Source organism: Enterobacter sp. N5-15 (assembly GCF_057221635.1).
Map to the genome: position 1 here is coordinate 4,256,861 of NZ_CM170150.1, position 23,066 is coordinate 4,279,926.

Here is a 23,066-nt window from a genome sequence, read left to right on the forward strand (position 1 = left end):
TGTTCGGCTGGCAGGTTAAGCCATCACCTGCCAGCTTCCCCCTTTCCTTGCCCCCAGGCGTTTTAATTTACCTTTTGTTTGCAAAGAATGGAGATAGCGTTCCGCGGTGCGGGAAGTCACGCCCAATACAGAGGCCAACATCACCGCAGTCATTTGCGGTTGAACGGTAAGAAGCTCAAGGATAGTGTTTTCCTTTTCCGACAATTCTTCCGACATTTTTTCCGACGCGATGGATGTCATATCGATGCTTTCCCGCAAAGCTTCGGCCAAATTTTGCAGCATAAACGCCACGAATGCCGTGCAATCACTGGCCCGATCGCATTGTCCTAAAATCTGGTAATAGCGCGCTTGCTGGAAGTGAATGAGTGTCTCAACGGGCAGCCATGCAAGCTCTGCACGCCACTGGCTTAAGATCAGCGTTTGCCACAGCCGCCCCATGCGGCCATTTCCATCCGAAAAGGGATGAATAAACTCAAACTCGTAATGAAATACCGAGCTGGCAATCAGCGGGTGAAGATCGGTTTGCTTAAGCCAGGAAAGAAGATCGTCGATAAGGCGGTTCATCTGCGAGGCAGGCGGAGCCATGTGGACTAATTGGTTTCCACGGTACACCCCTACGTCCCCATTTCTGAGCTTTCCGGGATGATCGACCAGACCCATCATCAATAATCGGTGCGCACTGAGTAAGTCATTGAGCTTCCAGGGCTTCCATTCGGGCAATTTTTCATATGCCAGGATAGCGTTACGTACTTCCTGAATATCTTTTTCAGGTGCAAGCACGCGCTTGCCATCCATGATTGCCGTCACCTGCCCTGTCGTCAGCGAGTTGTGTTCAATGGCTAGCGAAGCCTGAATGGTTCGAATACGGTTCTCTTTACGGAGAAGCGGCGAAGTTCTACCTGAATGTGCCGCCCAGTGCCCCAATAGCTCACCAATCTCAACCACCTGATTGAGGATAAAGGGTGTGATGGTGAACGGAGGCTGATAGCGGCTCATCTGGATTACTCCCCCTGCTGCTCCAGCGCATGCTTGTACAGCGCATTTTTCTTCACGCCGTGGATCTCCGCCGCTAATGCCGCCGCTTTCTTCAGCGGCAGTTCCGCCTGCAGCAGCGCCAGCGTGCGCAGCGCGTCGGCTGGCAGCGCGTCTTCCTGCGCCTTATGTCCTTCGACAATCAGCACCATTTCACCCTTGCGGCGGTTTTCGTCTTCCTTCACCCACGCCAGCAGTTCACCCACCGGCGCACCGTGGATCGTTTCCCAGGTTTTGGTGAGCTCGCGCGCCAGCACCACGTAGCGGGCCTCTCCCCAGACGGTCACCATATCTTCCAGGCTCTCCAGCAGGCGGTGCGTGGATTCGTAGAAAATCAGGGTGCGCGGTTCCGCCTCCAGGTCTTTTAACACGTCGCGACGGCCTTTGGATTTGGCCGGCAGGAAGCCTTCATAGCAGAAACGATCAGACGGCAGACCCGCCGCGCTCAGCGCAGCAATGGCGGCGCACGGCCCCGGCAGGGGCACAACGCGAATACCGGCTTCACGACAGGTACGCACCAGGTGATAGCCAGGATCGTTGATCAGCGGCGTACCGGCGTCGGAGACCAGCGCAATGTTCAGCCCCTCTTTCAGCTTCGCCACCAGCGTTTCGGCTTTTTGTTGCTCATTGTGATCGTGCAGAGCAAACAAACGGGCGTTAATCGCGAAGTGTTGCAGCAGCAGGCCAGTGTGGCGGGTATCTTCAGCAGCAATTAAATCAACAGCTTGCAGTACGGTGAGCGCACGTTGGGTAATATCAGACAAATTCCCGATAGGAGTAGGTACAATATAAAGCTGGCCTTGAGAATTATCTGCCGTTTCGTGTTGTTTCATTGTTTCGTCCGTATTGCCGATTTAATATTGAGCATTGCGTAAAAAAAATCACTGGATACAGTATGGTACCGTTAACGTTTCTTCGAAAAAAAGCCACGCGCAGCGTGCCGCTTCTGCTGGCAGCCCTGATCTTTACAGGCTGTGGCACCCAGGCACCTGACCAGAGCACCGCCCATCTTCAGGGTTCTGCTCAGGCTGATTCTGGCTTTTATCTGCAACAAATGTCGCAGAGTTCAAATGATACCAAGACCAACTGGCAATTACTCGCCATTCGTGCACTGCTGAAAGAGGGTAAAACCCAGCAGGCTGCCGAACTGTTTAACCAGTTGCCGAAAGATCTTAACGACGCCCAGCGTCGTGAGCAGAGCCTGCTCTCTGCCGAGCTTAAGGTCGCGCTGAAGAATTACGCCGCCGCGAAGAAGATCCTCGGGGACATCGACGTGAGCGCGCTGGATAAAAATCAGCAGGCTCGCTTCTGGCAGGCGGGCATTACCGCAGAGCAGGGGCGTCCTTCCCTGACGCTGCTCCGCGCCCTCGTCGCGCAAGAGCCGCTGCTCGGCGGTGCCGATAAGCAGAAAAATATCGATGCCACCTGGCAAGCGCTTGCCTCTATGACCCAGGAACAGGCGCAGGCCCTGGTCATCAACGCCGATGAAAACGTCCTGCAGGGCTGGCTGGATCTGCAGCAGATGTGGTTTAACAACCGCAGCGATCCAAAGATGCTGAAGGCCGGTATTACGGACTGGCAGACGCGCTACCCGCAAAACCCGGGGGCGAAAATGCTGCCAACCCAGCTGGTGAACGTGCAGAACTTTAAGCCAGCGTCCACCAGCAAAATCGCCCTGCTCCTGCCGCTCAACGGCCAGGCGGCGGTGTTTGGCCGAACTATTCAGCAGGGCTTTGAAGCAGCGAAAAACGGCACGACGTCGGTAACCGGCAGTGCGGTTCCCGCGCAGGCGGCTCAGGCGGCTAACGTGAATGACGTTGTCAGCCCGTCAGCAGCAGAGACCAGCGACCTGACCACGGCGCAAGCGCCGGCGCAGGGTACGATGCAAAACCCGGTGACGGCTCCGACGACGCCTCCGGCTTCACCTGCACCGGCTGCAGCAGCCCCGGCTACTACAGCACCTGCTGCTCAGGCTCCGGCCGAGACGCAAGCGGCGCCAGCGCCTGACGCAACAGCAGAACAGCCTCAACAGCAGCCTGCGCAACCCGCGGCCCAACCTGCCGCACAGCCGCAGGCCGTGGCAACCACCAGCGCCAACCCGGGCGCTGAGTTGAAAATCTACGACACCAGCTCGCAGCCGCTTGACCAGGTTCTGGCGCAGGTCCAACAGGACGGGGCAAGCATCGTTGTCGGTCCGCTGCTGAAAAACAACGTGGAAGAGCTGATGAAGAGCAATACCACGCTGAACGTGCTGGCGCTCAACCAGCCCGAGCAGGTTCAGAACCGGGCCAATATTTGCTATTTCGCGCTTTCCCCTGAAGATGAAGCCCGCGATGCGGCGCGCCATATTCACGAGCAGGGTAAGCAGGCTCCGCTGCTGCTCATCCCACGCAGCGCGCTGGGCGATCGCGTGGCCAATGCCTTTGCCGATGAGTGGCAGAAGCTGGGCGGCGGCGTGGTGCTGCAGCAGAAATTCGGTTCCGTCTCTGAACTGCGCGCTGGCGTAAACGGTGGAGCGGGTATCGCGCTTAACGGCAGTCCTGTCACCGCGAGCCTGCCACAGCAGCAGGGCGTGACGATTGGCGGCCTGACGATCCCTGCCCCACCTACCGACGCGCAGATTAGCGGTGGCGGTAAAGTGGATGCGGCCTATATCGTTGCCACGCCGCAGGAGATCGCCTTTATCAAACCGATGATCGCGATGCGTAACGGCAGCCAGAGCGGCGCAACGCTCTACGCCAGCTCGCGCAGCGCGCAGGGCACCGCAGGCCCGGATTTCCGTCTGGAAATGGACGGTCTGCAGTACAGCGAAATCCCGATGCTGGCAGGCAGCAACCCGGCGCTGATGCAGCAGGCGCTGAGTGCCGTACGTAACGATTATTCGCTGGCGCGTCTGTATGCGATGGGTGTTGATGCATGGGCGTTGGCGAACCACTTTACCCAGATGCGTCAGGTGCCGGGCTTTGAGCTTAACGGCAACACCGGCGATCTGACCGCGACTCAGGACTGCGTGATCAACAGGAAGTTATCATGGCTCAAATACCAGCAGGGACAAATCGTCCCGGCCAGTTAAGCCGTAAAGAGACCGGCGATGCGTGGGAGTTAAAGGCGCGTCGCTGGCTTGAAGGCAAAGGACTGCGCTTTATCGCCGCTAACGTCCGCGGGCGCGGCGGCGAAATCGACCTGATCATGAAAGACGGTCAGGTCATCGTGTTTGTAGAAGTCCGCTTTCGACAGTCCTCCCGTTTTGGCGGTGCTGCCGCCAGCGTGACGCTCGCCAAACAACATAAATTATTACAGACTGCCCACTTGTGGCTTGCCCGCCATAATGGGAGCTTTGATACTGTGGATTGCCGGTTCGATGTGATAGCCTTCACCGGAAATGAGATCGAATGGCTTAAAAACGCTTTTGGCGAAGACGCATAATTAAGATTTAAAAGGGATAACGTGCTCGAAAGAATTAAAGTGTGCTTCACAGAAAGCATCCAGACTCAGATTGCCGCGGCGGAAGCCCTTCCGGATGCTATCTCGCGTGCCGCAATGACGCTGGTGCAATCCCTGCTTAATGGCAACAAAATCCTCTGTTGTGGCAACGGCACGTCAGCCGCCAACGCACAGCATTTTGCTGCCAGCATGATCAATCGCTTTGAAACAGAACGCCCGAGTTTACCCGCCATTGCACTTAATACCGATAATGTGGTCTTAACGGCGATTGCTAACGATCGTCTGCATGACGAAATTTACGCCAAGCAGGTGCGAGCCCTGGGTCACGCCGGAGATGTGCTGCTGGCCATCTCCACGCGCGGCAATAGCCGGGATATTGTCAAAGCCGTTGAAGCTGCCGTCACCCGCGACATGACAATCGTGGCCTTAACCGGCTATGACGGGGGTGAGCTGGCGGGTCTGCTTGGGCCGCAGGATGTGGAAATCCGCATTCCTTCTCACCGGAGCGCGCGTATTCAGGAGATGCATATGCTCACGGTGAACTGCTTATGTGATTTGATCGATAACACGCTTTTCCCTCACCAGGATGATTAAGGAGTTCTTATGAAGGCTTTATCGACCCTCGCAGTCCTTATGTCTGCATTACTGCTTCAGGGATGTATCGCTGCGGCCGTTGTGGGTACCGCCGCCGTAGGCACCAAAGCGGCAACCGATCCACGCACTGTGGGGACACAGGTGGATGACGGTACGCTGGAGCTGCGCGTCAACAGTGCGCTGTCGAAAGACGAACAAATCAAGAAAGAGGCGCGTATCAACGTGACGGCTTATCAGGGCAAAGTGCTGCTGGCAGGCCAGGCGCCGAATCTGGAGCTCGCCTCTCGCGCGAAACAGATTGCGATGGGCGTCGAAGGGACCACAGAGGTGTTTAACGAAGTGCGTCAGGGCAAGCCAATTGGCCTGGGTGACGCCTCTTCCGATACCTGGATCACCACCAAAGTGCGTTCCCAGCTGCTGGGCTCGGACCAGGTGAAATCCTCCAACGTGAAAGTGACGACTGAAAACGGCGAAGTGTTCCTGCTGGGTCTGGTGACCGACCGTGAAGGGAAAGCGGCGGCGGATATCGCCAGCCGGGTGAGCGGCGTGAAGCACGTCACCACCGCGTTTACGTACATTAAGTAATCCACACCTGACTGTAGGCCCGGTAGGCGCTAGCGCCACCGGGCTTTTTTTACATCAACGCAACACTCCCCACCATCACCCCGCTCAACGCCACCAGCCCCGCGGTCAGCCACAGCGCTTTCGCCGGGAACGACTTACGCAGCATGATAAGCGACGGCAGGCTGATCGCCGGCAGCGTAATCAGCAGCGCCAGCGCCGGCGCGGTGCCCATTCCGGCCAGCATCATGGTCTGAACAATCGGAATTTCCGCCGCCGTTGGGATCACAAACAAACAGCCCGCAACCGCCATTGCGATAACCCACATCAGGGTATTGTCGATAGCGCCATCCGCATGCGGGAAGAGCCAGACGCGCGCCGCCCCCAGCACCAGTACCGCCAGGATATAGACCGGGATGGTGCTCCAGAACAGCTGCCAGAGCGCTTTGCCCCAGCGCGCAAAGAAGCCACCCTGCGGCTCGCTGACGTCCAGCTCAACGGCTGCGGGTTCTGCGGCAGTATCCTTCACCAGTTTTTGCACCAGCGTCGCCACCACCAGCACGGTCAATAGCCCGGCAACCAGACGGATGAACGCGAAATACCAGCCCAGCACAAAGCCCATAAACACCAGCGTTGCCGGGTTGAGCAGCGGGTTACCCATCCAGAACGCCAGCGCGCCGCCCATCGACACGCGCTGACGACGCATCCCTGCGGCCACAGGCGCGGCACAGCACGAGCACATCATGCCCGGCAGGGAGAAAATCGTTCCCAGCAGCGTGCCCTGAAAGCGCGGCTGCCCGAGGGTTTTCACCAGCCAGTTGCGGGGGATAAGCACCTGAATCAGTGACCCCAGGATCACGCCTAAGACGGCGGCTTTCCAGACGGCGAGGAAGTAGACCATGGCATAGTCCCACGCCGCCTGTAGCGGGCTGGATTCAGCCTGCGCGAGAATAGATTTACCGATGCTGTGCGTTTCGGCGGCGGTGAAGGCTTTGCCGTAGTACGGCTGCCATTTCACGTACCAGAGGCCAACAATGACCACGAGAAAGAAGAGTGCGGGCTTCCACCATTGAACAGGTGTTGCCGCCTGAGATGAAGACTGACCAGTCATAGCATTCCCCGGAGAGTATTAGGTTATTAGCCGGGGGAGTTTACGCCTCGCCCTGCGCGATTTCACGCAGTTTTGCCGAAGGGATAATGTTGACGCCCGCTTTCGACGGGGCCAGCCCCTCTTTTAACATCGCGCGGGCGACGTCCCGCGCCTCGATGGATTTCCAGTTGCCGGGAAGAATGCGAAACAGCGGGGCCAGTATCGACTCGTTAAATCGGCGTTCGTCCCGGTGGCCGATCAGCATCGACGGGCGCACAATCGTCAGCTGCTCCCATTTCTGCGCAATCAGTGCATCCTCCATCTTGCCCTTCACCTTGTTGTAGAAGAAAGGCGATCCGGCACTGGCACCCAGCGCGCTGACCACCAGAAAATGTTTGGCCCCCAGCTTTTTCGCCGTGAGCGCGGTGTCCACCACCAGCGTATAGTCGGCGTGGATAAATGCCTCTTTGCTGCCCGCCTCCCGCCGCGTGGTGCCCAGACAGCAAAAAGCGATATCAATAGGATCCTGGACCTGCGCCAGCGCGTCCGTCAGCTGAGGATCGTGCGGATTAAAGACGCCGGATAAATCTGCCAGCGGTCGACGCGTCGGGGCGGCGATATAGTTCACGCGGCGATCCTGAATCAGCAGCCGCAGCAGATGATCGCCCACTAACCCGGTGGCACCCGTAATCAATACCTGACTCATCTTTTCCCCTTTACAGAATTGTCCGTTTGCGAACTCAGCGTCGTCGACCACACTTAGAAGTCTGTTACAGGTAAGTATTTACCACAAGCGGAGAAAAATCAGTCTGAAGCCAAAACAACGGAGGAAGCATGGGCAAGAAAATCGCAGTCTTGATTACCGACGAGTTTGAAGATTCAGAATTCACCTCTCCAGCAGAGGCGTTCCGCAAGGCGGGACATGAGGTCATTACCATTGAGAAAGAAGCGGGTAAAACGGTGACAGGCCATAAGGGCGAGGCGACCGTAACCATCGATGAGACCATCGATAACGTGAGCCCCTCAGATTTTGACGCCCTGCTGTTACCCGGCGGCCATTCTCCGGATTCCCTGCGCGGGGACGAGCGCTTCGTGACCTTCACCCGGGACTTTGTTTCCACCGGCAAACCGGTCTTTGCCATCTGCCACGGCCCGCAGCTGCTCATCAGCGCAGAAGTGGTCCGCGGGCGTAAGCTCACCGCCGTGAAGCCGATCGTTATCGATCTGAAAAATGCGGGGGCCGAGTTTTACGATCAGGAGGTGGTCAACGACAAAGACCAGCTGATCACCAGCCGTACCCCGGACGATCTCCCGGCGTTTAACCGCGAAGCGCTACGCCTGCTCGGCGCGTAGCCAGTGCAGCTTCTTGCCAAAGCCCAGGGTGTTGTCGGTAAATTTCAGCTCATCGAGGCGGATTTCCCACACCGGGGCTTTTAGCGCAGCGGCAACGGGGAAGCGGCGCGTGTAGAGCTTACGGCGCGCGCCGCTCTCTTCGCCGTCCAGACGACGGATCTCGCCTTTGAACTGCACGCCGCGGATCAGCGCGACCGTTTTCGGCTGGCCGTTTACCGTCCCCGCGACCTTTGCCTGCTGGCCGGTCATCTGCGCATGACGCGTTTTGTCTTCGCTCATGACATAAAAAGCCACGCGCTCAGGATCGTAGTAGTAAAACGCATTTGCGCACCACATTTCCCCCTCGTCACAGACGCACCAGGTGACTACATGCTGCTTCGCCAGCCAGCGGTTAATGGCGGCCAGTGTTTCCATTTTCGTTCTCTCTCATGCTATGGTGCGTTCACCTTAACATACTGAATCTGTTTACCGTGTGCTGGTTTCTCTATCTTGTCCGAACCGCTGATAACGCTCTCTACACCGGGATCACCACCGATGTGGCGCGGCGTTTTTTACAACATCAAACGGGAAAAGGGGCAAAGGCACTGCGGGGGAAAGGGGAATTACAGCTCGCCTTCTCAGCGGCCGTCGGCGACCGATCGCTGGCGCTCAGGCTGGAATATCGCATCAAGCAGCTGACGAAGCGCCAGAAAGAGCGCCTCGTAACCGGAGACGGCTCCTTTGAGGCGCTACGCGAGAGCCTGATTAAAAGCGATTGAAATGGTCGTGGTACTCGACCAGGCCATTGACGCCGTTGAGCGCATCGTCCGCCAGGCGATGGACCTGGAAAGCGGATTCCGTACCCGGCCAGCGGCAGCGCAGATCGTAATGCGCGGCCTGCTCAAAGCCTAAACGGCCATAGAACGCCGGATCGCCCAGCGTGACAACGGCCGCGTAACCGAACTCATTGAGCGAATCCAGCCCTTCATAGACCAGCTGGCGTGCCAGCCCCTGCCCGCGATAGCTTTCATCTACCGCCAGTGGCGCCATGCCTACCCACTGCAGCTCTTCGCCCTGAACGATGACCGGACTGAAGGCAACATAGCCCACCACCTGACCTTCGTCATCGGTGGCAACCAGCCCCAGCGTAATCAGGCCGTCTTCGCGAAGGTCGTGGACCAGTTGGGCTTCGGCATCGCTCGCAAAGGCGCGGCGTAACAACGCATCGATCCCCGGCGCATCAATCCCAATTTCGACTCGAATCAGCATGGCTCACCTACTGAAGTGTGTTTACCGTCCGGCGGGGTTTTCAGCCCGGCCTCAACGAAATCTGCCATTTGCATTAACATCACGCGCAGCGCCTTCGGCATCTGCTCCAGCTCAATGGCATCCATTAAATTCTTAACGTACAGGCCCAGCTCCGTGTCGCCTTCAATCACCAGACGGCGCTGGAAGAAGAGCGTATCCGGATCCTGCTTACGCGCGGCGATCATCAGCAGATCGCTGGCGTTGGCGCTAAAACTCACATCCGCCTCGGCGGATTCGCGTACGATCAGCTGGTCATTCTCAACGGAGGTAAACCAGCGCAGCCCGATGTCACGCACTTCAATGCTTAACCAGCGGCCTTCCAGGAATTCCAGCTCGCCATCCTGCAGCGCCTGGCGGAACTGCCAGCTCAGGACCTGCTCCAGCACCTGGCGTTTAAGCGCGAACGGCGCCAGCTTGACCGGCACGCTCAGCATTGATGGACCAAATTGTACGAGACGTGAACGCAGTTTATCCAGCACGAGCTTTACTCCCTGATATCTATAGTCCTGCTATTTTGCCATATCCGAAGCGCAACATAGCGGCGTAAATCAACAAACCGTCGTCCGTCGAACCTCATTATTGGTGCCATCAATACGCCATTAGCTGCCTTAAATCAAAAATTGTCGCGTATGGGTTAATTAAAATCCCAGCTCGTTAACAATTTTGCGATCGACTACATCAGGATAAATTATGGAGCTGCTCTGCCCTGCCGGAAATCTTCCGGCGCTTAAGGCGGCCATCGAAAATGGGGCCGATGCGGTCTATATCGGGCTGAAAGATGACACCAACGCCCGCCATTTTGCTGGCCTCAACTTTACGGAGAAAAAGCTTCAGGAAGCCGTTAACTTCGTTCACCAGCATCGCCGCAAGCTGCATATCGCCATCAATACCTTTGCTCATCCTGACGGCTACGCCCGCTGGCAGCGCGCGGTGGATATGGCGGCACAGCTGGGTGCCGATGCGCTGATCCTGGCCGACCTCGCCATGCTTGAGTATGCGGCAGAACGCTATCCCCATATTGAGCGCCACGTCTCTGTTCAGGCATCTGCCACCAACGAAGAGGCCGTACGTTTTTACCATCAACACTTCGACGTGGCCCGCGTGGTGCTGCCGCGCGTGCTCTCTATTCATCAGGTTAAGCAACTCGCGCGCGTCACGCCAGTACCGCTGGAGGTTTTTGCCTTTGGCAGCCTGTGCATCATGGCCGAAGGCCGTTGCTATCTTTCCTCTTATTTAACCGGTGAATCGCCGAATACCGTCGGAGCCTGCTCCCCTGCCCGCTTTGTTCGCTGGCAGCAGACCCCGCAGGGGCTGGAGTCTCGCCTGAATGAGGTGCTGATCGACCGCTATCAGGACGGCGAAAACGCCGGTTATCCAACCCTGTGTAAAGGCCGCTACCTGGTCGACGGCGAGCGCTACCACGCGCTGGAGGAGCCAACCAGCCTTAACACGCTGGAGCTGCTGCCGGAACTGCTGGCGGCCAATATTGCCTCGGTGAAAATCGAAGGTCGCCAGCGCAGCCCGGCCTATGTGAGCCAGGTGGCGAAAGTGTGGCGTCAGGCCATCGACCGCTGCATGGCGGATCCGCAGAACTACGCTCCGCAGCAGGCCTGGATGGAGACGCTCGGATCGATGTCCGAAGGCACGCAAACCACGCTGGGCGCGTATCACCGTAAATGGCAGTGAGATAATCATGAAATATTCATTAGGACCGGTGCTCTACTACTGGCCAAAAGAAACGCTGGAAGATTTTTACCAACAGGCCGCCACCAGCAGCGCCGATGTGATTTACCTCGGCGAAGCGGTGTGCAGCAAGCGCCGCGCCACCAAAGTGGGCGACTGGCTGGATATGGCGAAAAGCCTGGCCGGCAGCGGCAAGCAGGTGGTGCTCTCCACGCTCGCCCTGGTGCAAGCGTCTTCCGAACTGGGCGAGCTGAAGCGCTACGTCGAAAACGGCGAGTTCCTGCTGGAAGCGAGCGATCTCGGTGTGGTGAACATGTGCGCCGAGCGTAAGCTGCCGTTTGTCGCGGGTCATGCCCTGAACTGCTACAACGCCGTCACCCTGCGTCTGCTGCTCAAACAGGGGATGACGCGCTGGTGCATGCCGGTAGAACTCTCTCGCGACTGGCTGGCTAACCTGCTGAATCAGTGCGACGAGCTGGGCATTCGCAATCAGTTTGAAGTGGAGGTGCTGAGCTACGGCCATCTGCCGCTGGCCTACTCCGCCCGCTGCTTTACCGCGCGCTCGGAAGACCGCCCGAAAGACGAATGCGAAACCTGCTGCATCAAGTACCCGAACGGACGCAGCATGCTGTCACAGGAGAATCAGCAGGTGTTTGTCCTGAACGGCATTCAAACCATGAGCGGCTATGTCTATAACCTCGGCAACGAGCTGGCGTCGATGGACGGTCTGGTGGATATGGTTCGGCTGTCGCCGCTGGATACCGGCGTGTTCGCGATGCTTGACGCCTTCCGCGCCAACGAAAACGGTGCCGCTCCGCTGCCGCTGACGGCAAATAGCGACTGCAACGGCTACTGGAAGCGTCTCGCCGGGCTGGAATTGCAGGCGTAAAAAAGGCTCACTTTGTTAACAACGGTTATCATTTTTTAATGCAGTATTAAAGATTCACCGTCGACAAAGTGAGCTGTTATGACTGACAAAACCATTCCGTTTTCGGTGCTGGATCTGGCGCCGATCCCACAAGGCTCCTCGGCAAGAGAAGCCTTTTCGCACTCTCTCGATCTGGCTCAGCTGGCCGAAAAGCGTGGCTATCACCGCTACTGGCTGGCCGAGCATCACAACATGGTGGGCATCGCCAGCGCTGCCACCTCGGTACTGATTGGCTATCTGGCCGCAAACACTACAACTTTACACCTTGGTTCGGGGGGCGTGATGTTGCCTAACCACGCCCCGTTGGTGATTGCCGAGCAGTTTGGCACCCTGAATACCCTCTATCCGGGGCGGATTGATTTGGGTCTTGGTCGTGCGCCCGGCAGCGACCAGCCGACCATGCGCGCCCTGCGTCGCCATATGAGCGGCGATATCGACAACTTCCCGCGCGACGTGGCCGAACTGGTTGACTGGTTCGACGCGCGCGATCCGAACCCGCACGTGCGCCCGGTACCGGGCTACGGTGAGAAGATCCCGGTGTGGCTGTTAGGCTCAAGCCTCTACAGCGCACAGCTCGCCGCACAGCTGGGGCTGCCGTTTGCCTTCGCCTCGCACTTCGCACCGGATATGCTGCATCAGGCGCTGCATCTTTACCGCACGAACTTCAAACCGTCCGAGCGTCTGGAGAAGCCGTACGCGATGGTCTGTATCAACATCATTGCCGCCGACAGCAATCGCGACGCGGAATTCCTCTTCACCTCCATGCAGCAGGCGTTTGTGAAGCTGCGTCGCGGTGAGACGGGCCAGCTTCCGCCTCCGGTGGAGAATATGCACCAGCTGTGGTCAGCCTCCGAACAGTATGGCGTTCAGCAGGCGCTGAGTATGTCGCTGGTAGGTGATAAAGCGAAAGTGCGTCACGGGCTGGACGCGGTGCTGCGCGAAACGCAGGCGGATGAAATTATGGTTAACGGCCAGATTTTCGATCACCAGGCGCGTTTGCATTCGTTTGATTTGGCCATGCAGGTGAAAGAGGAGTTGGTGGGGTAGCCTTTTTGCCGGATGGCGGCTTCGCCTTATCCGGCCTACGGTTTTCTCCCTCTCCCTTCGGGTGTACGGTCCGGGGACATAGTGAACACTTGTTCGGGGACATGGTAGACACTTACAACTAAGGCATAAGAACCCGTTTATGGAGTCGCTTATGCCCTGGGATGCGAGAGATACCATGTCATTACGTACCGAGTTTGTTTTGTTCGCCTCGCAGGACGGGGCGAACATTCGTTCCCTCTGCCGTCACTACGGTATTTCACCTGCCACAGGCTACAAGTGGCTTCGCCGCTGGGCTCAGGAAGGTGCCGCCGGCCTTCAGGACCGCCCGCGCATACCGCACCATTCCCCGAACCGCTCATCTGACGACATCACAGCCCTGCTGCGCATGGCGCATGACCGCCATGAGCGCTGGGGCGCACGCAAGATAAAGCGCTGGCTCGAGGACCAGGGGCACCGCATGCCCGCCTTCAGCACCGTCCATAGCCTGATGGCCCGCCATGGTCTGCTGCCGGGCGCTTCACCGGGCATTCCCCCCACGGGACGGTTCGAACATGACGCGCCGAACCGCCTCTGGCAGATGGATTTTAAGGGCCACTTTCCCTTTGGCGGCGGCCGCTGCCATCCGCTCACCCTGCTGGACGACCACTCCCGTTTTTCCCTGTGCCTGGCGCACTGTACCGATGAACGGCGCGAGACCGTGCAGCAGCAGCTGGTCAGCGTGTTTGAGCGTTACGGCCTGCCGGACCGGATGACGATGGACAACGGCTCACCGTGGGGAGACACCACCGGCACCTGGACGGCGCTGGAGCTGTGGCTGATGCGCCACGGTATCCGGGTGGGGCACTCCCGGCCTTATCATCCGCAGACGCAGGGCAAGCTGGAGCGTTTTCACCGCAGCCTGAAGGCGGAAGTACTCCAGGGGAAGTGGTTCGCAGACAGCGGTGAGCTGCAGCGCGCCTTCGACCACTGGCGCACGGTGTACAACCTTGAACGCCCGCACGAGGCGCTGGATATGGCGGTACCGGGCTCGCGGTATCAGCCGTCAGCGCGGCAGTACAGCGGCACCACAACGCCCCCGGAATACGACGAGGGCGTGATGGTCAGGAAGGTGGATATCAGCGGAAAGCTGAGCGTGAAAGGGGTAAGTCTGAAGGCAGGCAATGCGTTCAGGGGAGAGCGGGTCGGGCTGAAGGAGATGCAGGAGGACGGCCGCTACGAGGTGTGGTGGTACAGCACGAAAGTGGGGGTGATCGACCTGAAGAAAAAGTCGATCACCATGGGTAAAGGATGTTAAAAAGTGTTCACCATGTCCCCGAACACCTGTCTACCATGTCCCCGGACTGTACACGGGAGAGGGGCGGGGTGAGGGGATCAGGCCGCACGGTTTAATGGTAAACAGGCAGCAGGTTAAAACTCGACAGCACGTGTACCAGGGCATTGCCAGCACCAAACACCAGGATCAGCGCAATCATCGGCTTGCCGCCCCAGACGCGGAATTTCGGGCTGCCGAAGCGTTTACGTGATTTACGTGCCAGCAGCGCTGGCACAATCGCCGCCCAGATAGTTGCCGCCAGCCCTGCATAGCCGATGGCGTACAGGAAGCCGTTCGGCCACAGCAGGCCGCCCACAATCGGTGGCAGGAAGGTCAGCAGCGCGGTTTTGAAACGCCCCATCGCAGAATCATCAAAGCCAAACAGATCCGCCAGGTAGTCAAACAGGCCCAGGGTTACGCCGAGGAAAGAGCTCGCCACCGCAAAGTTAGAGAAGATAACCAGCAGCAGATCCAGGCTGCGGCTGTTCAGCACGCCGCTCAGCGCCTGCACCAGCACGTCGATGTTACCGCCCTTCTGGGCAATGCCGATAAATTCCGGACGCGGGATGTTGCCCATCGTCCCCAGCAGCCAAATCACATACAGCCCCAGCGCCAGCAGCGTGCCGTAGACCAGACACTTCACAATGGTGCGCGGATCTTTGCCGTAGTACTTCATCAGGCTCGGCACGTTACCGTGGTAGCCAAACGACGCCAGACAGAACGGCAGGGTCATCAGCAGGTACGGCGTGTAGGAGGTGTTTACTTCGGCGACGTTAAACAGCGTGGCGGGCGTCACGTGCCCCAGCAGGCTGCCGAAGGTCAGGAAGAAGGTGATGACCTTAGCGCCTAATACAATCGCCGTCATGCGGCTCACCGCTTTGGTACTCATCCAGACGATAAACGCCACAGCCAGCGCAAAACACAGCCCCGCCAGGCGCGCCGGAACGTTCAGCGACATCTCCGAGAAGGTGTGATGCAGAATCGAGCCGCTCGCCGAAATATACGCGTAGGTCAGGATATAGAGCACAAACGCGATGGATAGCCCGTTCACCAGGTTCCAGCCTTTGCCCAGCAGATCTTTGGTGATGGTGTCGAAGCTGGAGCCAATGCGGTAGTTCAGGTTGGCTTCAAGGATCATCAGCCCGGAATGGAGCATGCAGAACCAGGTGAAGACCAGCGCGGCCAGCGACCAGAAGAACCACGCACCGGACATGACCACGGGCAGGGAAAACATCCCGGCACCAATGATGGTTCCGCCGATGATCACCACGCCGCCAAGCAGCGAAGGTGACGTTTGGGTGGTGGTTAGTGTCGCCATACAGCCTTTTCTCCAGTCAATCATGCGGTTCTGCATTTTAATGTGACGCACTGTACCAGTACAAGAGTACAAAAGGAATAAAAAAAGCCCCGATAGCGTGTATCGGGGCTGTATATTTTACTTTACGTCAGTTGCGTAAGGTTTACGCGTCACGGCGACGGCTGGTGCCTTCGTCACGACGTGGGCCGCGGTTTTCGCGACGCTCGCCGGAGAAACGACGTGGTTCACCGCGACCTTCGCTGCGGCCGCCTTCACGACGTTCGCCACCGAAGCTGCGACCACCGCCACGACGCTCACCACCGCGGTCTGGACGTGGCTGTGCATCGCCCATCAGCTGCATGTTCATCGGCTTGTTCAGGATGCGGGTACGCGTAAAGTGCTGCAGCACTTCGCCCGGCATGCCTTTTGGCAGCTCGATGGTAGAGTGGGATGCGAACAGCTTGATGTTACCGATGTAACGGCTGCTGATATCGCCTTCGTTAGCGATCGCGCCAACGATGTGACGAACTTCAACGCCATCATCACGGCCCACTTCAATGCGGTACAGTTCCATATCACCCGCGTCACGACGTTCACGACGTGGACGGTCTTCACCACCACGCTCTGGACGGTCACCACGTGGGCCACGGTCATTGCGGTCATTACGGTCGCCACGACGTTCGAAGCGATCGTCACGGTCACGGAATTCACGCTTAGGACGCATCGGCGCATCTGGTGGCACGATCAGGCTACGTTCGCCCTGAGCCATTTTCAGCAGTGCTGCTGCCAGGGTTTCCATGTCCAGCTCTTCGCCTTCAGCGGTAGGCTGAATCTGCGACAGCAGCGCGCGGTACTGATCCAGATCGCTGCTTTCCAGCTGCTGCTGTACTTTCGCGGCGAATTTTTCCAGACGGCGTTTGCCCAGCAGATCTGCGTTTGGCAGGTCAGCTTCTGGAATGGTCAGCTTCATGGTGCGTTCGATGTTACGCAGCAGACGACGCTCGCGGTTCTCAACGAACAGCAGCGCGCGGCCAGCACGACCCGCACGACCGGTACGGCCGATACGGTGAACGTAAGACTCGGAATCCATCGGGATGTCGTAGTTCACAACCAGGCTGATACGCTCAACGTCCAGACCACGTGCTGCCACGTCGGTTGCAATCAGGATATCCAGACGACCGTCTTTCAGACGCTCCAGAGTCTGCTCACGCAGGGCCTGGTTCATGTCGCCGTTCAGCGCTGCGCTGTTGTAGCCGCTACGCTCCAGGGCTTCAGCCACTTCCAGAGTCGCGTTTTTGGTACGCACGAAGATAATCGCCGCATCAAAATCTTCCGCTTCCAGGAAACGTACCAGCGCTTCGTTTTTGCGCATGCCGTACACAGACCAGTAGCTCTGGCTGATGTCCGGGCGAGTGGTTACGCTGGACTGAATACGCACTTCCTGAGGATCTTTCATGAAGCGCTTGGTGATACGACGAATCGCTTCTGGCATGGTGGCAGAGAACAGCGCGGTCTGATGACCGTCCGGGATCTGCGCCATGATGGTTTCGACGTCTTCGATGAAGCCCATACGCAGCATTTCATCTGCTTCATCCAGTACCAGGCCGCTCAGTTTAGAGAGGTCCAGAGTACCGCGCTTCAGGTGATCCAGCAGACGGCCCGGCGTACCGACAACAATCTGTGGGCCCTGGCGCAGGGCGCGTAACTGCACGTCATAACGCTGGCCGCCGTACAGGGCTACCACGTTTACGCCGCGCATATGTTTAGAGAATTCCGTCATTGCTTCTGCAACCTGAACAGCCAGTTCACGGGTTGGAGCCAGGACGAGGATCTGCGGTGCACGCAGGTCCGGATCAATGTTGTTCAGCAGCGGCAGCGAGAATGCTGCAGTTTTACCGCTACCAGTCTGGGCCATGCCCAGCACGTCACGACCAGAAAGCAGGTGTGGGATACACTCAGCCTGGATCGGAGATGGTTTTTCGTAACCCAGATCGTTAAGGGCTTCAAGGATAGGAGCCTTCAGGCCCAGATCTGCAAAAGTGGTTTCGAATTCAGCCATGTAGTACAAGTGCCTCGATATTAATGGCGGCCAGTCTACTTAGCTCATCGTGAAAATGATTAGCAATTTTCATTGAAAAGTGTGAACCGGCTCAAAGTAGGTGTATTGACGAACAACAACGCCCTCACCAGTTAAGGTGATGGCAATCAAAAGATTACGGGCTGATGTTTATGTCGTCAGCTATTGCTGGTCCGATTCTGCCAGGTCGTCATGCTCCTGGCCCAAGAGCGATAATTCCAACAATGCATAACGGTGCTCAACGAAGTTGTGTACGTTGTTAGCAACCGCTAATTTGAACAGTGCTGTAGCGCTGTCCATATCCCCCAGACTTAGGTAGTACTTACCTAAATAGAAGTTGGTTTCACTGAGATGCTCAGCGAGCGAGGTGTTATCCGTTGCGTCCGCCTTGAGGCGTTCCATCAGCGTTGCTTCGCTAATGTTGCCCAGGTAGAACTCGACAATGTTCCATCCCCACTGTTCCTTGTCCGATTTATCGAAGCGCTGTTTCAGTGCCTCTTTTGCCTGCTTCTCATCGAGCTTCCGCTCAACGATGTAAAGCCACAGGCTACGGAAAGGATCATTAGGATCGTCTTGATAAAACGCCAGCAGATCATCTTGCGCTAACTTATCACGACCGCCGTAATACAGTGCGATACCGCGATTCAAGTGCGCGTAGTTGTAAGTTGGATCAAGCTCAAGTACAGAATCAAACGCTTCATAGGCAGCATCAAAATTGCCTGCCTGCGTTAAATAAATGCCTAAGTAATTGAATACTTCAGGCATATCAGGTCGGATAGCCAGCGCTTGTGAAAAATCATTTCGCGCCAATGCCCTCAGACCGAGACTATCATACAACACTCCGCGCTCATATAAAAGCTGTGCGCGTTCTTCATCGGTTAAAGCCCGACTGGCAAGAATTTGTTCCATGCGTGCCAGAATCACTTCCTGCTGCAAAGTCGGTTGCAATGGCACTGCGAGGACTTCGCTCTTACGCCAGGCAGAGTTGCTGCATCCTGCCAGCGTTAAAGCTGTCGCAACGAAACACCAGCGCAAAAAAGGCTTCATTTCCCACTCCCGAAGACAACTATTGGATGAACGTCCTGTCCCCCGGCGGCTTAACAAGGCGTCCTGCCTGATAATAGGCCCTCCGCAAAGCGGAGGGCAAATGGCAACTTACTCGCCTTGCTGTTCTGCTGCCTGTGCTTCTGGCGCAGCAGCTGGCTGAGACTGCTCGGTTGCTTCTTTAATGCTCAGACGGATACGGCCCTGGCGATCAACTTCCAGAACTTTCACCGGGACTTCCTGACCCATCTGCAGGTAATCGGTCACTTTCTCAACGCGCTTGTCAGCGATCTGAGAGATGTGAACCAGACCTTCTTTACCGCCACCGATGGCAACGAACGCGCCAAAGTCAACGATACGGGTCACTTTACCTGCGTAGACGCGGCCCACTTCGATCTCTGCAGTGATTTCTTCGATGCGACGGATAGCGAATTTCGCTTTCTCGCCGTCGGTTGCTGCGATCTTCACAGTACCGTCATCTTCGATTTCGATCGTGGTGCCAGTCTCTTCGGTCAGCGCACGGATTACGGAACCGCCCTTACCGATAACATCTTTGATCTTGTCTGGATTGATCTTGATGGTGTGGATACGTGGAGCGAACTGAGAAATGTCGCCACGCGGCGCGTTAATCGCCTGTTCCATCACGCCCAGGATGTGCAGACGCGCACCTTTAGCCTGGTTCAGAGCAACCTGCATGATCTCTTTGGTGATACCTTCAATTTTGATATCCATCTGCAGCGCAGAGATACCTTCGCGGGAACCCGCTACTTTGAAGTCCATATCACCCAGGTGGTCTTCGTCACCCAGAATGTCAGACAGAACAACGAAGTTGTCGCCTTCTTTCACCAGGCCCATTGCGATACCCGCAACGGCGGCTTTGATCGGCACGCCTGCATCCATCAGCGCCAGAGAAGCACCACACACGGAAGCCATGGAAGAGGAACCGTTGGATTCGGTGATTTCAGAAACCACACGAACGGTGTACGGGAATTTATCAGCTTCTGGCATCACTGCCAGCACGCCGCGCTTCGCCAGACGACCGTGACCAATTTCACGACGCTTCGGCGAGCCAACCATACCGGTCTCACCTACGGAGTACGGAGGGAAGTTGTAGTGGAACAGGAAGCTGTCAGTACGCTCGCCCATCAGTTCGTCGATGTTCTGTGCATCACGTGCGGTACCCAGGGTCGCGGTAACCAGCGCCTGCGTTTCGCCACGGGTGAACAGCGCGGAACCGTGAGTACGTGGCAGTACGCCAGTACGCACATCCAGACCACGGATCATGTCTTTTTCGCGGCCATCAATACGCGGCTCGCCTGCCAGTACGCGGCTACGAACAACGTTTTTCTCGATAGCGTGCAGAATGTCGCTCAGTTCGTTAGCGTCCAGCGCTTCGTCTTCAGCAACCAGCGTCGCGATAGTTTCAGACTTGATCACGTCAACCTGAGCGTAACGCTCCTGTTTGTCAGTGATGCGGTATGCATCGCTCAGACGAGATTCTGCCAGGGCTGCAACGCGTGCGTTCAGCGCGTCGTTTGCCGCTTCTGGCTGCCAGTCCCAACGTGGTTTACCGGCTTCTTTCACCAGGTCGTTGATGTTCTGGATAACGATCTGCTGCTGCTCGTGGCCAAATACCACAGCGCCCAGCATCTGGTCTTCGCTCAGCAGTTCTGCTTCGGATTCAACCATCAGCACAGCGGCTTCAGTACCCGCAACAACCAGGTCCAGCTTACTTTCTTTCAGCTCTTCCTGAGTTGGGTTCAGCACGTACTGGTCGTTGATGTAGCCAACGCGCGCGGCACCGATTGGGCCATTGAATGGAATACCAGACAGTGACAGGGCAGCGGATGCGCCGATCATGGCAACGATGTCCGGGTTAACCTGTGGGTTAACGGAAACAACGGTCGCGATAACCTGTACTTCGTTAACGAAGCCTTCCGGGAACAGCGGACGAACCGGGCGGTCAATCAGACGCGCAATCAGGGTTTCGCCTTCGCTTGGACGGCCTTCACGACGGAAGAAACCACCCGGGATCTTACCGGCAGCGTAGGTACGCTCCTGGTAGTTAACGGTCAGCGGGAAGAAGTCCTGACCTGGTTTAGCTTTTTTCTGGCCAACAACGGTAACGAATACCGCAGTGTCATCCATGCTTACCATAACGGCAGCAGTAGCCTGACGTGCCATCATGCCGGTTTCCAGCGTGACGGTATGTTGACCATACTGGAATTTACGAACGATCGGATTCAGCAAAGTTCTGTCCTTTCTTAAATGTTTGACAGCACACCACCGGTGTGCTGTCGATTTAACCCGACCTTCTTCGCATCCTCGCGACTAATGACAACCAACACCCCCATGGGTGAAGCCTCTCATTAGCCGCGCGAACCTCTGCAATGAAGATCATTTATAGCAACAATACAATAGTTTCCAGTGAATTGCTGCCGTCTGGTTGAAAAAAGGGGCCATCAGGCCCCCTTTTCTGAAACTCGCAAGACTTAGCGACGCAGACCCAGACGCTCGATCAGCGCGGTGTAGCGTGCAACATCTTTACGTTTCAGGTAGTCGAGCAGTTTACGACGCTGAGAAACCATACGCAGCAGACCACGACGGCTGTGGTGATCTTTTTTGTGCTCTGCAAAGTGACCCTGCAGGTGGTTAATCTGTGCAGTCAGCAGTGCAACCTGAACTTCGGTAGAACCGCTGTCGTTAGTACCACGACCAAACTCAGAAACGATTTTAGCTTTAGCTTCAACGCTTAGAGACATTTTCAAACTCCAAAGTATAAAGAATGTAAGGATGCCGATCTCTAATTCAGCAATCCAATGTACGCCCCGCAGATTGTTAAACAATTTACCAGGCGTTAAGCGGCGATATTCTACTCGTCTCCCCTGCTTATCGCAAGGTGAGCCGTTATCACCGTCACGCGTCGACCGGATATTCGACGACCAGACGACGCGGCGCAACGCGCCCTTCGCCGTCCATTTCGCCCATACCGATGAATTTCCCTTCGTCACCTTCGGTCACGCGTACCAGCCCTTCCAGCGGCGCTTGTGCCGTACGAACCGGATTGCCGTTCTTAAAGTAAACGGACGATGTTAAAGGAAGATTAACAACCGGGAAGTCCGCTGCCGGACTGTCCATCGGCATCAGCAATGGATCCAGCAAATCTGCCGGCGCGATCCCCTGCGCTTCCGCCTGTTCAACCAGCGCGTGCAGATGTTCCAGGGTCACCATCCGCTCCACCGGGTACTTGCTCACCGCCAGACGACGCAGGTAGATCACATGCGCGCCGCAGCCCAGCTTTTCACCGAGGTCGTCGATGATGGTGCGAATGTAGGTCCCTTTCGAACAGTGCACTTCCAGCTCCAGCTCATCACCTTCATGGCGAATAAACAGCAGTTCGTACACGGTTATCGGGCGGGCTTCACGCGGAACGTCAATGCCCTGGCGCGCATATTCGTAGAGCTTCTTGCCCTGATATTTCAGCGCAGAATACATCGACGGCACCTGCATCGTGTCCCCACGGAAGCTCTCCAGCGCCGCATCAAGCTGCTCTGCGCTGAAGGTCACCGGGCGCTCTTCCACCACCTGGCCATCCGCGTCGGAGGTGTCCGTGCGCTGGCCCAGTTTAGCGATAACGCGGTAACGCTTATCGGAGTCGAGCAGGTACTGGGAAAACTTTGTCGCCTCTCCGAGGCAGACCGGCAGCATGCCGGTTGCCAGCGGATCCAGCGCGCCGGTGTGGCCCGCACGGTTGGCGTTATAAATACGCTTAACTTTTTGCAGCACGTCGTTGCTGGAAGCGCCCTGGGGTTTATCCAGCAGCAGCACACCATGCACGTCGCGACCGCGACGACGAGGACGACTCATTAGTCCTCCTTGCTGTCGTCCGCCGGGTTAACACGACGCTCGTCGTCATGTTTAACCACGCTGGTCACCAGGTTGGACATACGCATACCTTCGACCAGCGAGTTGTCGTAGAAGAAGGTCAGTTCAGGCACGATACGCAGGCGCATCGCTTTGCCAAGCAGGGAGCGGATGAAACCAGAGGCTTCCTGCAGCGCTTTAATGCCATTTTTTACTGCCGCTTCGTCCTGATCGTTCAGGAAGGTGACGAACACTTTTGCATACGCCAGATCGCGGGACATTTCGACACCGGAAACGGTGGTCATCATGCCGACGCGCGGGTCTTTAATTTCACGTTGCAGAATGAGTGCGATCTCTTTCTGCATTTCCTGCGCTACGCGCTGAGGGCGACCAAATTCTTTCGCCATAATAAATTCTCCAGACAAAAAAGGGGCTAAAGCCCCTTTTTTAAAT

25 protein-coding genes are annotated in these 23,066 nt (G+C 57.0%); 10 read left to right on the forward strand and 15 right to left on the reverse strand.

Features of this window, described 5'->3' with window-relative positions; genetic code table 11:
- Nucleotides 1-15: 15 nt before the first annotated feature.
- Both AC2TE5_RS20090 and rsmI read right to left on the reverse strand, forming a co-directional pair.
- Nucleotides 16-996: a Fic family protein gene (locus tag AC2TE5_RS20090; protein WP_484612271.1), complete on the reverse strand. Its 981-nt coding sequence runs from the start codon at nucleotides 994-996 to the stop codon at nucleotides 16-18.
- Nucleotides 997-1,001: 5 nt separating this feature from the next.
- On the reverse strand, nucleotides 1,002-1,865 hold the full coding sequence (gene rsmI / locus AC2TE5_RS20095) for a 16S rRNA (cytidine(1402)-2'-O)-methyltransferase (protein WP_484612272.1): 864 nt from the start codon (nucleotides 1,863-1,865) through the stop codon (nucleotides 1,002-1,004).
- A gap of 62 nt (nucleotides 1,866-1,927) precedes the next feature.
- On the opposite strand from rsmI, the gene AC2TE5_RS20100 reads away from it, so the two are divergent.
- The 4 genes from AC2TE5_RS20100 to dolP are packed head-to-tail and all read left to right on the forward strand — an operon-like array spanning nucleotide 1,928 to nucleotide 5,655.
- A complete protein-coding gene (locus AC2TE5_RS20100; protein ID WP_484612273.1) occupies nucleotides 1,928-4,105 on the forward strand; it encodes a penicillin-binding protein activator in 2,178 nt (725 codons plus the stop codon).
- The gene (locus AC2TE5_RS20105; protein WP_213328885.1) at nucleotides 4,063-4,458 is read left to right on the forward strand and encodes a YraN family protein; all 396 of its coding nucleotides are present in this window, start codon (nucleotides 4,063-4,065) and stop codon (nucleotides 4,456-4,458) included. The genes AC2TE5_RS20100 and AC2TE5_RS20105 overlap by 43 nt, the downstream gene beginning before the upstream one ends.
- A 21-nt stretch (nucleotides 4,459-4,479) precedes the next feature.
- Nucleotides 4,480-5,070: a DnaA initiator-associating protein DiaA gene (diaA, locus tag AC2TE5_RS20110; protein ID WP_003861754.1), complete on the forward strand. Its 591-nt coding sequence runs from the start codon at nucleotides 4,480-4,482 to the stop codon at nucleotides 5,068-5,070.
- Nucleotides 5,071-5,079: 9 nt separating this feature from the next.
- Entirely contained in the window at nucleotides 5,080-5,655 is a 576-nt protein-coding gene (gene dolP / locus AC2TE5_RS20115) for a division/outer membrane stress-associated lipid-binding lipoprotein (RefSeq protein WP_029739641.1), read from the forward strand.
- Between the two features lie 49 nt (nucleotides 5,656-5,704).
- Here the strand turns inward: dolP and AC2TE5_RS20120 are convergent, their stop codons facing one another.
- Both AC2TE5_RS20120 and AC2TE5_RS20125 read right to left on the reverse strand, forming a co-directional pair.
- Nucleotides 5,705-6,742: a permease gene (locus AC2TE5_RS20120; RefSeq protein ID WP_484612274.1), complete on the reverse strand. Its 1,038-nt coding sequence runs from the start codon at nucleotides 6,740-6,742 to the stop codon at nucleotides 5,705-5,707.
- A gap of 40 nt (nucleotides 6,743-6,782) precedes the next feature.
- Entirely contained in the window at nucleotides 6,783-7,427 is a 645-nt protein-coding gene (locus AC2TE5_RS20125; RefSeq protein ID WP_193941440.1) for an NAD(P)H-binding protein, read from the reverse strand.
- A 128-nt stretch (nucleotides 7,428-7,555) separates the two neighbouring features.
- Between AC2TE5_RS20125 and AC2TE5_RS20130 the strand changes: the two genes are divergently transcribed.
- Nucleotides 7,556-8,074: a type 1 glutamine amidotransferase domain-containing protein gene (locus AC2TE5_RS20130; protein ID WP_023333577.1), complete on the forward strand. Its 519-nt coding sequence runs from the start codon at nucleotides 7,556-7,558 to the stop codon at nucleotides 8,072-8,074.
- Here AC2TE5_RS20130 and AC2TE5_RS20135 read toward each other — a convergent pair.
- Entirely contained in the window at nucleotides 8,054-8,488 is a 435-nt protein-coding gene (locus AC2TE5_RS20135; protein ID WP_484612275.1) for a YhbP family protein, read from the reverse strand. The two genes, AC2TE5_RS20130 and AC2TE5_RS20135, sit on opposite strands and share 21 nt — an antisense overlap.
- 14 nt (nucleotides 8,489-8,502) lie before the next feature.
- On the opposite strand from AC2TE5_RS20135, the gene AC2TE5_RS20140 reads away from it, so the two are divergent.
- Nucleotides 8,503-8,832 (forward strand): GIY-YIG nuclease family protein, encoded by a 330-nt coding sequence (locus AC2TE5_RS20140; RefSeq protein WP_045260079.1) that lies wholly within the window; start codon nucleotides 8,503-8,505, stop codon nucleotides 8,830-8,832.
- Here AC2TE5_RS20140 and AC2TE5_RS20145 read toward each other — a convergent pair.
- Together AC2TE5_RS20145 and ubiT are read right to left on the reverse strand one after the other, a co-directional pair.
- Complete coding sequence (locus AC2TE5_RS20145; RefSeq protein WP_023309324.1) at nucleotides 8,819-9,322, reverse strand: GNAT family N-acetyltransferase; 504 nt, start codon at nucleotides 9,320-9,322, stop codon at nucleotides 8,819-8,821. The two genes, AC2TE5_RS20140 and AC2TE5_RS20145, sit on opposite strands and share 14 nt — an antisense overlap.
- Complete coding sequence (gene ubiT / locus AC2TE5_RS20150) at nucleotides 9,316-9,840, reverse strand: ubiquinone anaerobic biosynthesis accessory factor UbiT (RefSeq protein WP_023333580.1); 525 nt, start codon at nucleotides 9,838-9,840, stop codon at nucleotides 9,316-9,318. Before ubiT ends, AC2TE5_RS20145 begins: the two co-directional genes overlap by 7 nt.
- Before the next feature lie 211 nt (nucleotides 9,841-10,051).
- On the opposite strand from ubiT, the gene ubiU reads away from it, so the two are divergent.
- The 4 genes from ubiU (at nucleotide 10,052) to AC2TE5_RS20170 (ending at nucleotide 14,313) form a co-directional block, all read left to right on the forward strand.
- Nucleotides 10,052-11,047: a ubiquinone anaerobic biosynthesis protein UbiU gene (gene ubiU / locus AC2TE5_RS20155; RefSeq protein ID WP_023309326.1), complete on the forward strand. Its 996-nt coding sequence runs from the start codon at nucleotides 10,052-10,054 to the stop codon at nucleotides 11,045-11,047.
- Between the two features lie 7 nt (nucleotides 11,048-11,054).
- The gene (locus AC2TE5_RS20160; RefSeq protein ID WP_090418859.1) at nucleotides 11,055-11,933 is read left to right on the forward strand and encodes a U32 family peptidase; all 879 of its coding nucleotides are present in this window, start codon (nucleotides 11,055-11,057) and stop codon (nucleotides 11,931-11,933) included.
- 78 nt (nucleotides 11,934-12,011) lie between these two features.
- Nucleotides 12,012-13,019: a luciferase-like monooxygenase gene (locus AC2TE5_RS20165; protein ID WP_193941448.1), complete on the forward strand. Its 1,008-nt coding sequence runs from the start codon at nucleotides 12,012-12,014 to the stop codon at nucleotides 13,017-13,019.
- A 151-nt stretch (nucleotides 13,020-13,170) separates the two neighbouring features.
- Entirely contained in the window at nucleotides 13,171-14,313 is a 1,143-nt protein-coding gene (locus AC2TE5_RS20170; protein ID WP_484612276.1) for an IS481 family transposase, read from the forward strand.
- A 91-nt stretch (nucleotides 14,314-14,404) separates the two neighbouring features.
- Here AC2TE5_RS20170 and mtr read toward each other — a convergent pair whose 3' ends face one another.
- The 8 genes from mtr to rbfA form a co-directional block, all read right to left on the reverse strand.
- Nucleotides 14,405-15,649: a tryptophan permease gene (gene mtr / locus AC2TE5_RS20175; protein WP_213328882.1), complete on the reverse strand. Its 1,245-nt coding sequence runs from the start codon at nucleotides 15,647-15,649 to the stop codon at nucleotides 14,405-14,407.
- A 142-nt stretch (nucleotides 15,650-15,791) separates the two neighbouring features.
- Nucleotides 15,792-17,687: a DEAD/DEAH family ATP-dependent RNA helicase gene (locus AC2TE5_RS20180; protein WP_198886074.1), complete on the reverse strand. Its 1,896-nt coding sequence runs from the start codon at nucleotides 17,685-17,687 to the stop codon at nucleotides 15,792-15,794.
- Entirely contained in the window at nucleotides 17,680-17,760 is an 81-nt protein-coding gene (gene yrbN / locus AC2TE5_RS20185; RefSeq protein WP_097397692.1) for a protein YrbN, read from the reverse strand. Before yrbN ends, AC2TE5_RS20180 begins: the two co-directional genes overlap by 8 nt.
- A gap of 107 nt (nucleotides 17,761-17,867) precedes the next feature.
- Entirely contained in the window at nucleotides 17,868-18,752 is an 885-nt protein-coding gene (gene nlpI / locus AC2TE5_RS20190) for a lipoprotein NlpI (RefSeq protein WP_023309331.1), read from the reverse strand.
- A gap of 108 nt (nucleotides 18,753-18,860) precedes the next feature.
- Nucleotides 18,861-20,999 (reverse strand): polyribonucleotide nucleotidyltransferase, encoded by a 2,139-nt coding sequence (gene pnp / locus AC2TE5_RS20195; RefSeq protein WP_121424759.1) that lies wholly within the window; start codon nucleotides 20,997-20,999, stop codon nucleotides 18,861-18,863.
- A gap of 242 nt (nucleotides 21,000-21,241) precedes the next feature.
- Nucleotides 21,242-21,511 (reverse strand): 30S ribosomal protein S15, encoded by a 270-nt coding sequence (gene rpsO / locus AC2TE5_RS20200; RefSeq protein ID WP_003861789.1) that lies wholly within the window; start codon nucleotides 21,509-21,511, stop codon nucleotides 21,242-21,244.
- Between the two features lie 154 nt (nucleotides 21,512-21,665).
- Nucleotides 21,666-22,616: a tRNA pseudouridine(55) synthase TruB gene (gene truB / locus AC2TE5_RS20205; RefSeq protein ID WP_159514995.1), complete on the reverse strand. Its 951-nt coding sequence runs from the start codon at nucleotides 22,614-22,616 to the stop codon at nucleotides 21,666-21,668.
- Entirely contained in the window at nucleotides 22,616-23,020 is a 405-nt protein-coding gene (gene rbfA, locus AC2TE5_RS20210) for a 30S ribosome-binding factor RbfA (RefSeq protein WP_003024988.1), read from the reverse strand. Before rbfA ends, truB begins: the two co-directional genes overlap by 1 nt.
- Nucleotides 23,021-23,066: the final 46 nt, after the last annotated feature.

Coding starts and splice junctions, on each gene's coding strand:
- nlpI (WP_023309331.1), bottom strand. CDS start 18,752: ATGAAGCCTTTTTTGCGCTGGTGTTTCGTTGCGACAGCTTTAACGCTG.
- AC2TE5_RS20145 (WP_023309324.1), bottom strand. CDS start 9,322: ATGCTGATTCGAGTCGAAATTGGGATTGATGCGCCGGGGATCGATGCG.
- AC2TE5_RS20120 (WP_484612274.1), bottom strand. CDS start 6,742: ATGACTGGTCAGTCTTCATCTCAGGCGGCAACACCTGTTCAATGGTGG.
- dolP (WP_029739641.1), top strand. CDS start 5,080: ATGAAGGCTTTATCGACCCTCGCAGTCCTTATGTCTGCATTACTGCTT.
- truB (WP_159514995.1), bottom strand. CDS start 22,616: ATGAGTCGTCCTCGTCGTCGCGGTCGCGACGTGCATGGTGTGCTGCTG.
- AC2TE5_RS20160 (WP_090418859.1), top strand. CDS start 11,055: ATGAAATATTCATTAGGACCGGTGCTCTACTACTGGCCAAAAGAAACG.
- yrbN (WP_097397692.1), bottom strand. CDS start 17,760: ATGAAAATTGCTAATCATTTTCACGATGAGCTAAGTAGACTGGCCGCC.
- AC2TE5_RS20180 (WP_198886074.1), bottom strand. CDS start 17,687: ATGGCTGAATTCGAAACCACTTTTGCAGATCTGGGCCTGAAGGCTCCT.
- ubiU (WP_023309326.1), top strand. CDS start 10,052: ATGGAGCTGCTCTGCCCTGCCGGAAATCTTCCGGCGCTTAAGGCGGCC.
- AC2TE5_RS20100 (WP_484612273.1), top strand. CDS start 1,928: ATGGTACCGTTAACGTTTCTTCGAAAAAAAGCCACGCGCAGCGTGCCG.
- AC2TE5_RS20105 (WP_213328885.1), top strand. CDS start 4,063: ATGGCTCAAATACCAGCAGGGACAAATCGTCCCGGCCAGTTAAGCCGT.
- AC2TE5_RS20135 (WP_484612275.1), bottom strand. CDS start 8,488: ATGGAAACACTGGCCGCCATTAACCGCTGGCTGGCGAAGCAGCATGTA.
- rpsO (WP_003861789.1), bottom strand. CDS start 21,511: ATGTCTCTAAGCGTTGAAGCTAAAGCTAAAATCGTTTCTGAGTTTGGT.
- AC2TE5_RS20125 (WP_193941440.1), bottom strand. CDS start 7,427: ATGAGTCAGGTATTGATTACGGGTGCCACCGGGTTAGTGGGCGATCAT.
- AC2TE5_RS20140 (WP_045260079.1), top strand. CDS start 8,503: ATGCTATGGTGCGTTCACCTTAACATACTGAATCTGTTTACCGTGTGC.
- rsmI (WP_484612272.1), bottom strand. CDS start 1,865: ATGAAACAACACGAAACGGCAGATAATTCTCAAGGCCAGCTTTATATT.
- rbfA (WP_003024988.1), bottom strand. CDS start 23,020: ATGGCGAAAGAATTTGGTCGCCCTCAGCGCGTAGCGCAGGAAATGCAG.
- AC2TE5_RS20170 (WP_484612276.1), top strand. CDS start 13,171: ATGCCCTGGGATGCGAGAGATACCATGTCATTACGTACCGAGTTTGTT.
- mtr (WP_213328882.1), bottom strand. CDS start 15,649: ATGGCGACACTAACCACCACCCAAACGTCACCTTCGCTGCTTGGCGGC.
- AC2TE5_RS20165 (WP_193941448.1), top strand. CDS start 12,012: ATGACTGACAAAACCATTCCGTTTTCGGTGCTGGATCTGGCGCCGATC.
- AC2TE5_RS20090 (WP_484612271.1), bottom strand. CDS start 996: ATGAGCCGCTATCAGCCTCCGTTCACCATCACACCCTTTATCCTCAAT.
- AC2TE5_RS20130 (WP_023333577.1), top strand. CDS start 7,556: ATGGGCAAGAAAATCGCAGTCTTGATTACCGACGAGTTTGAAGATTCA.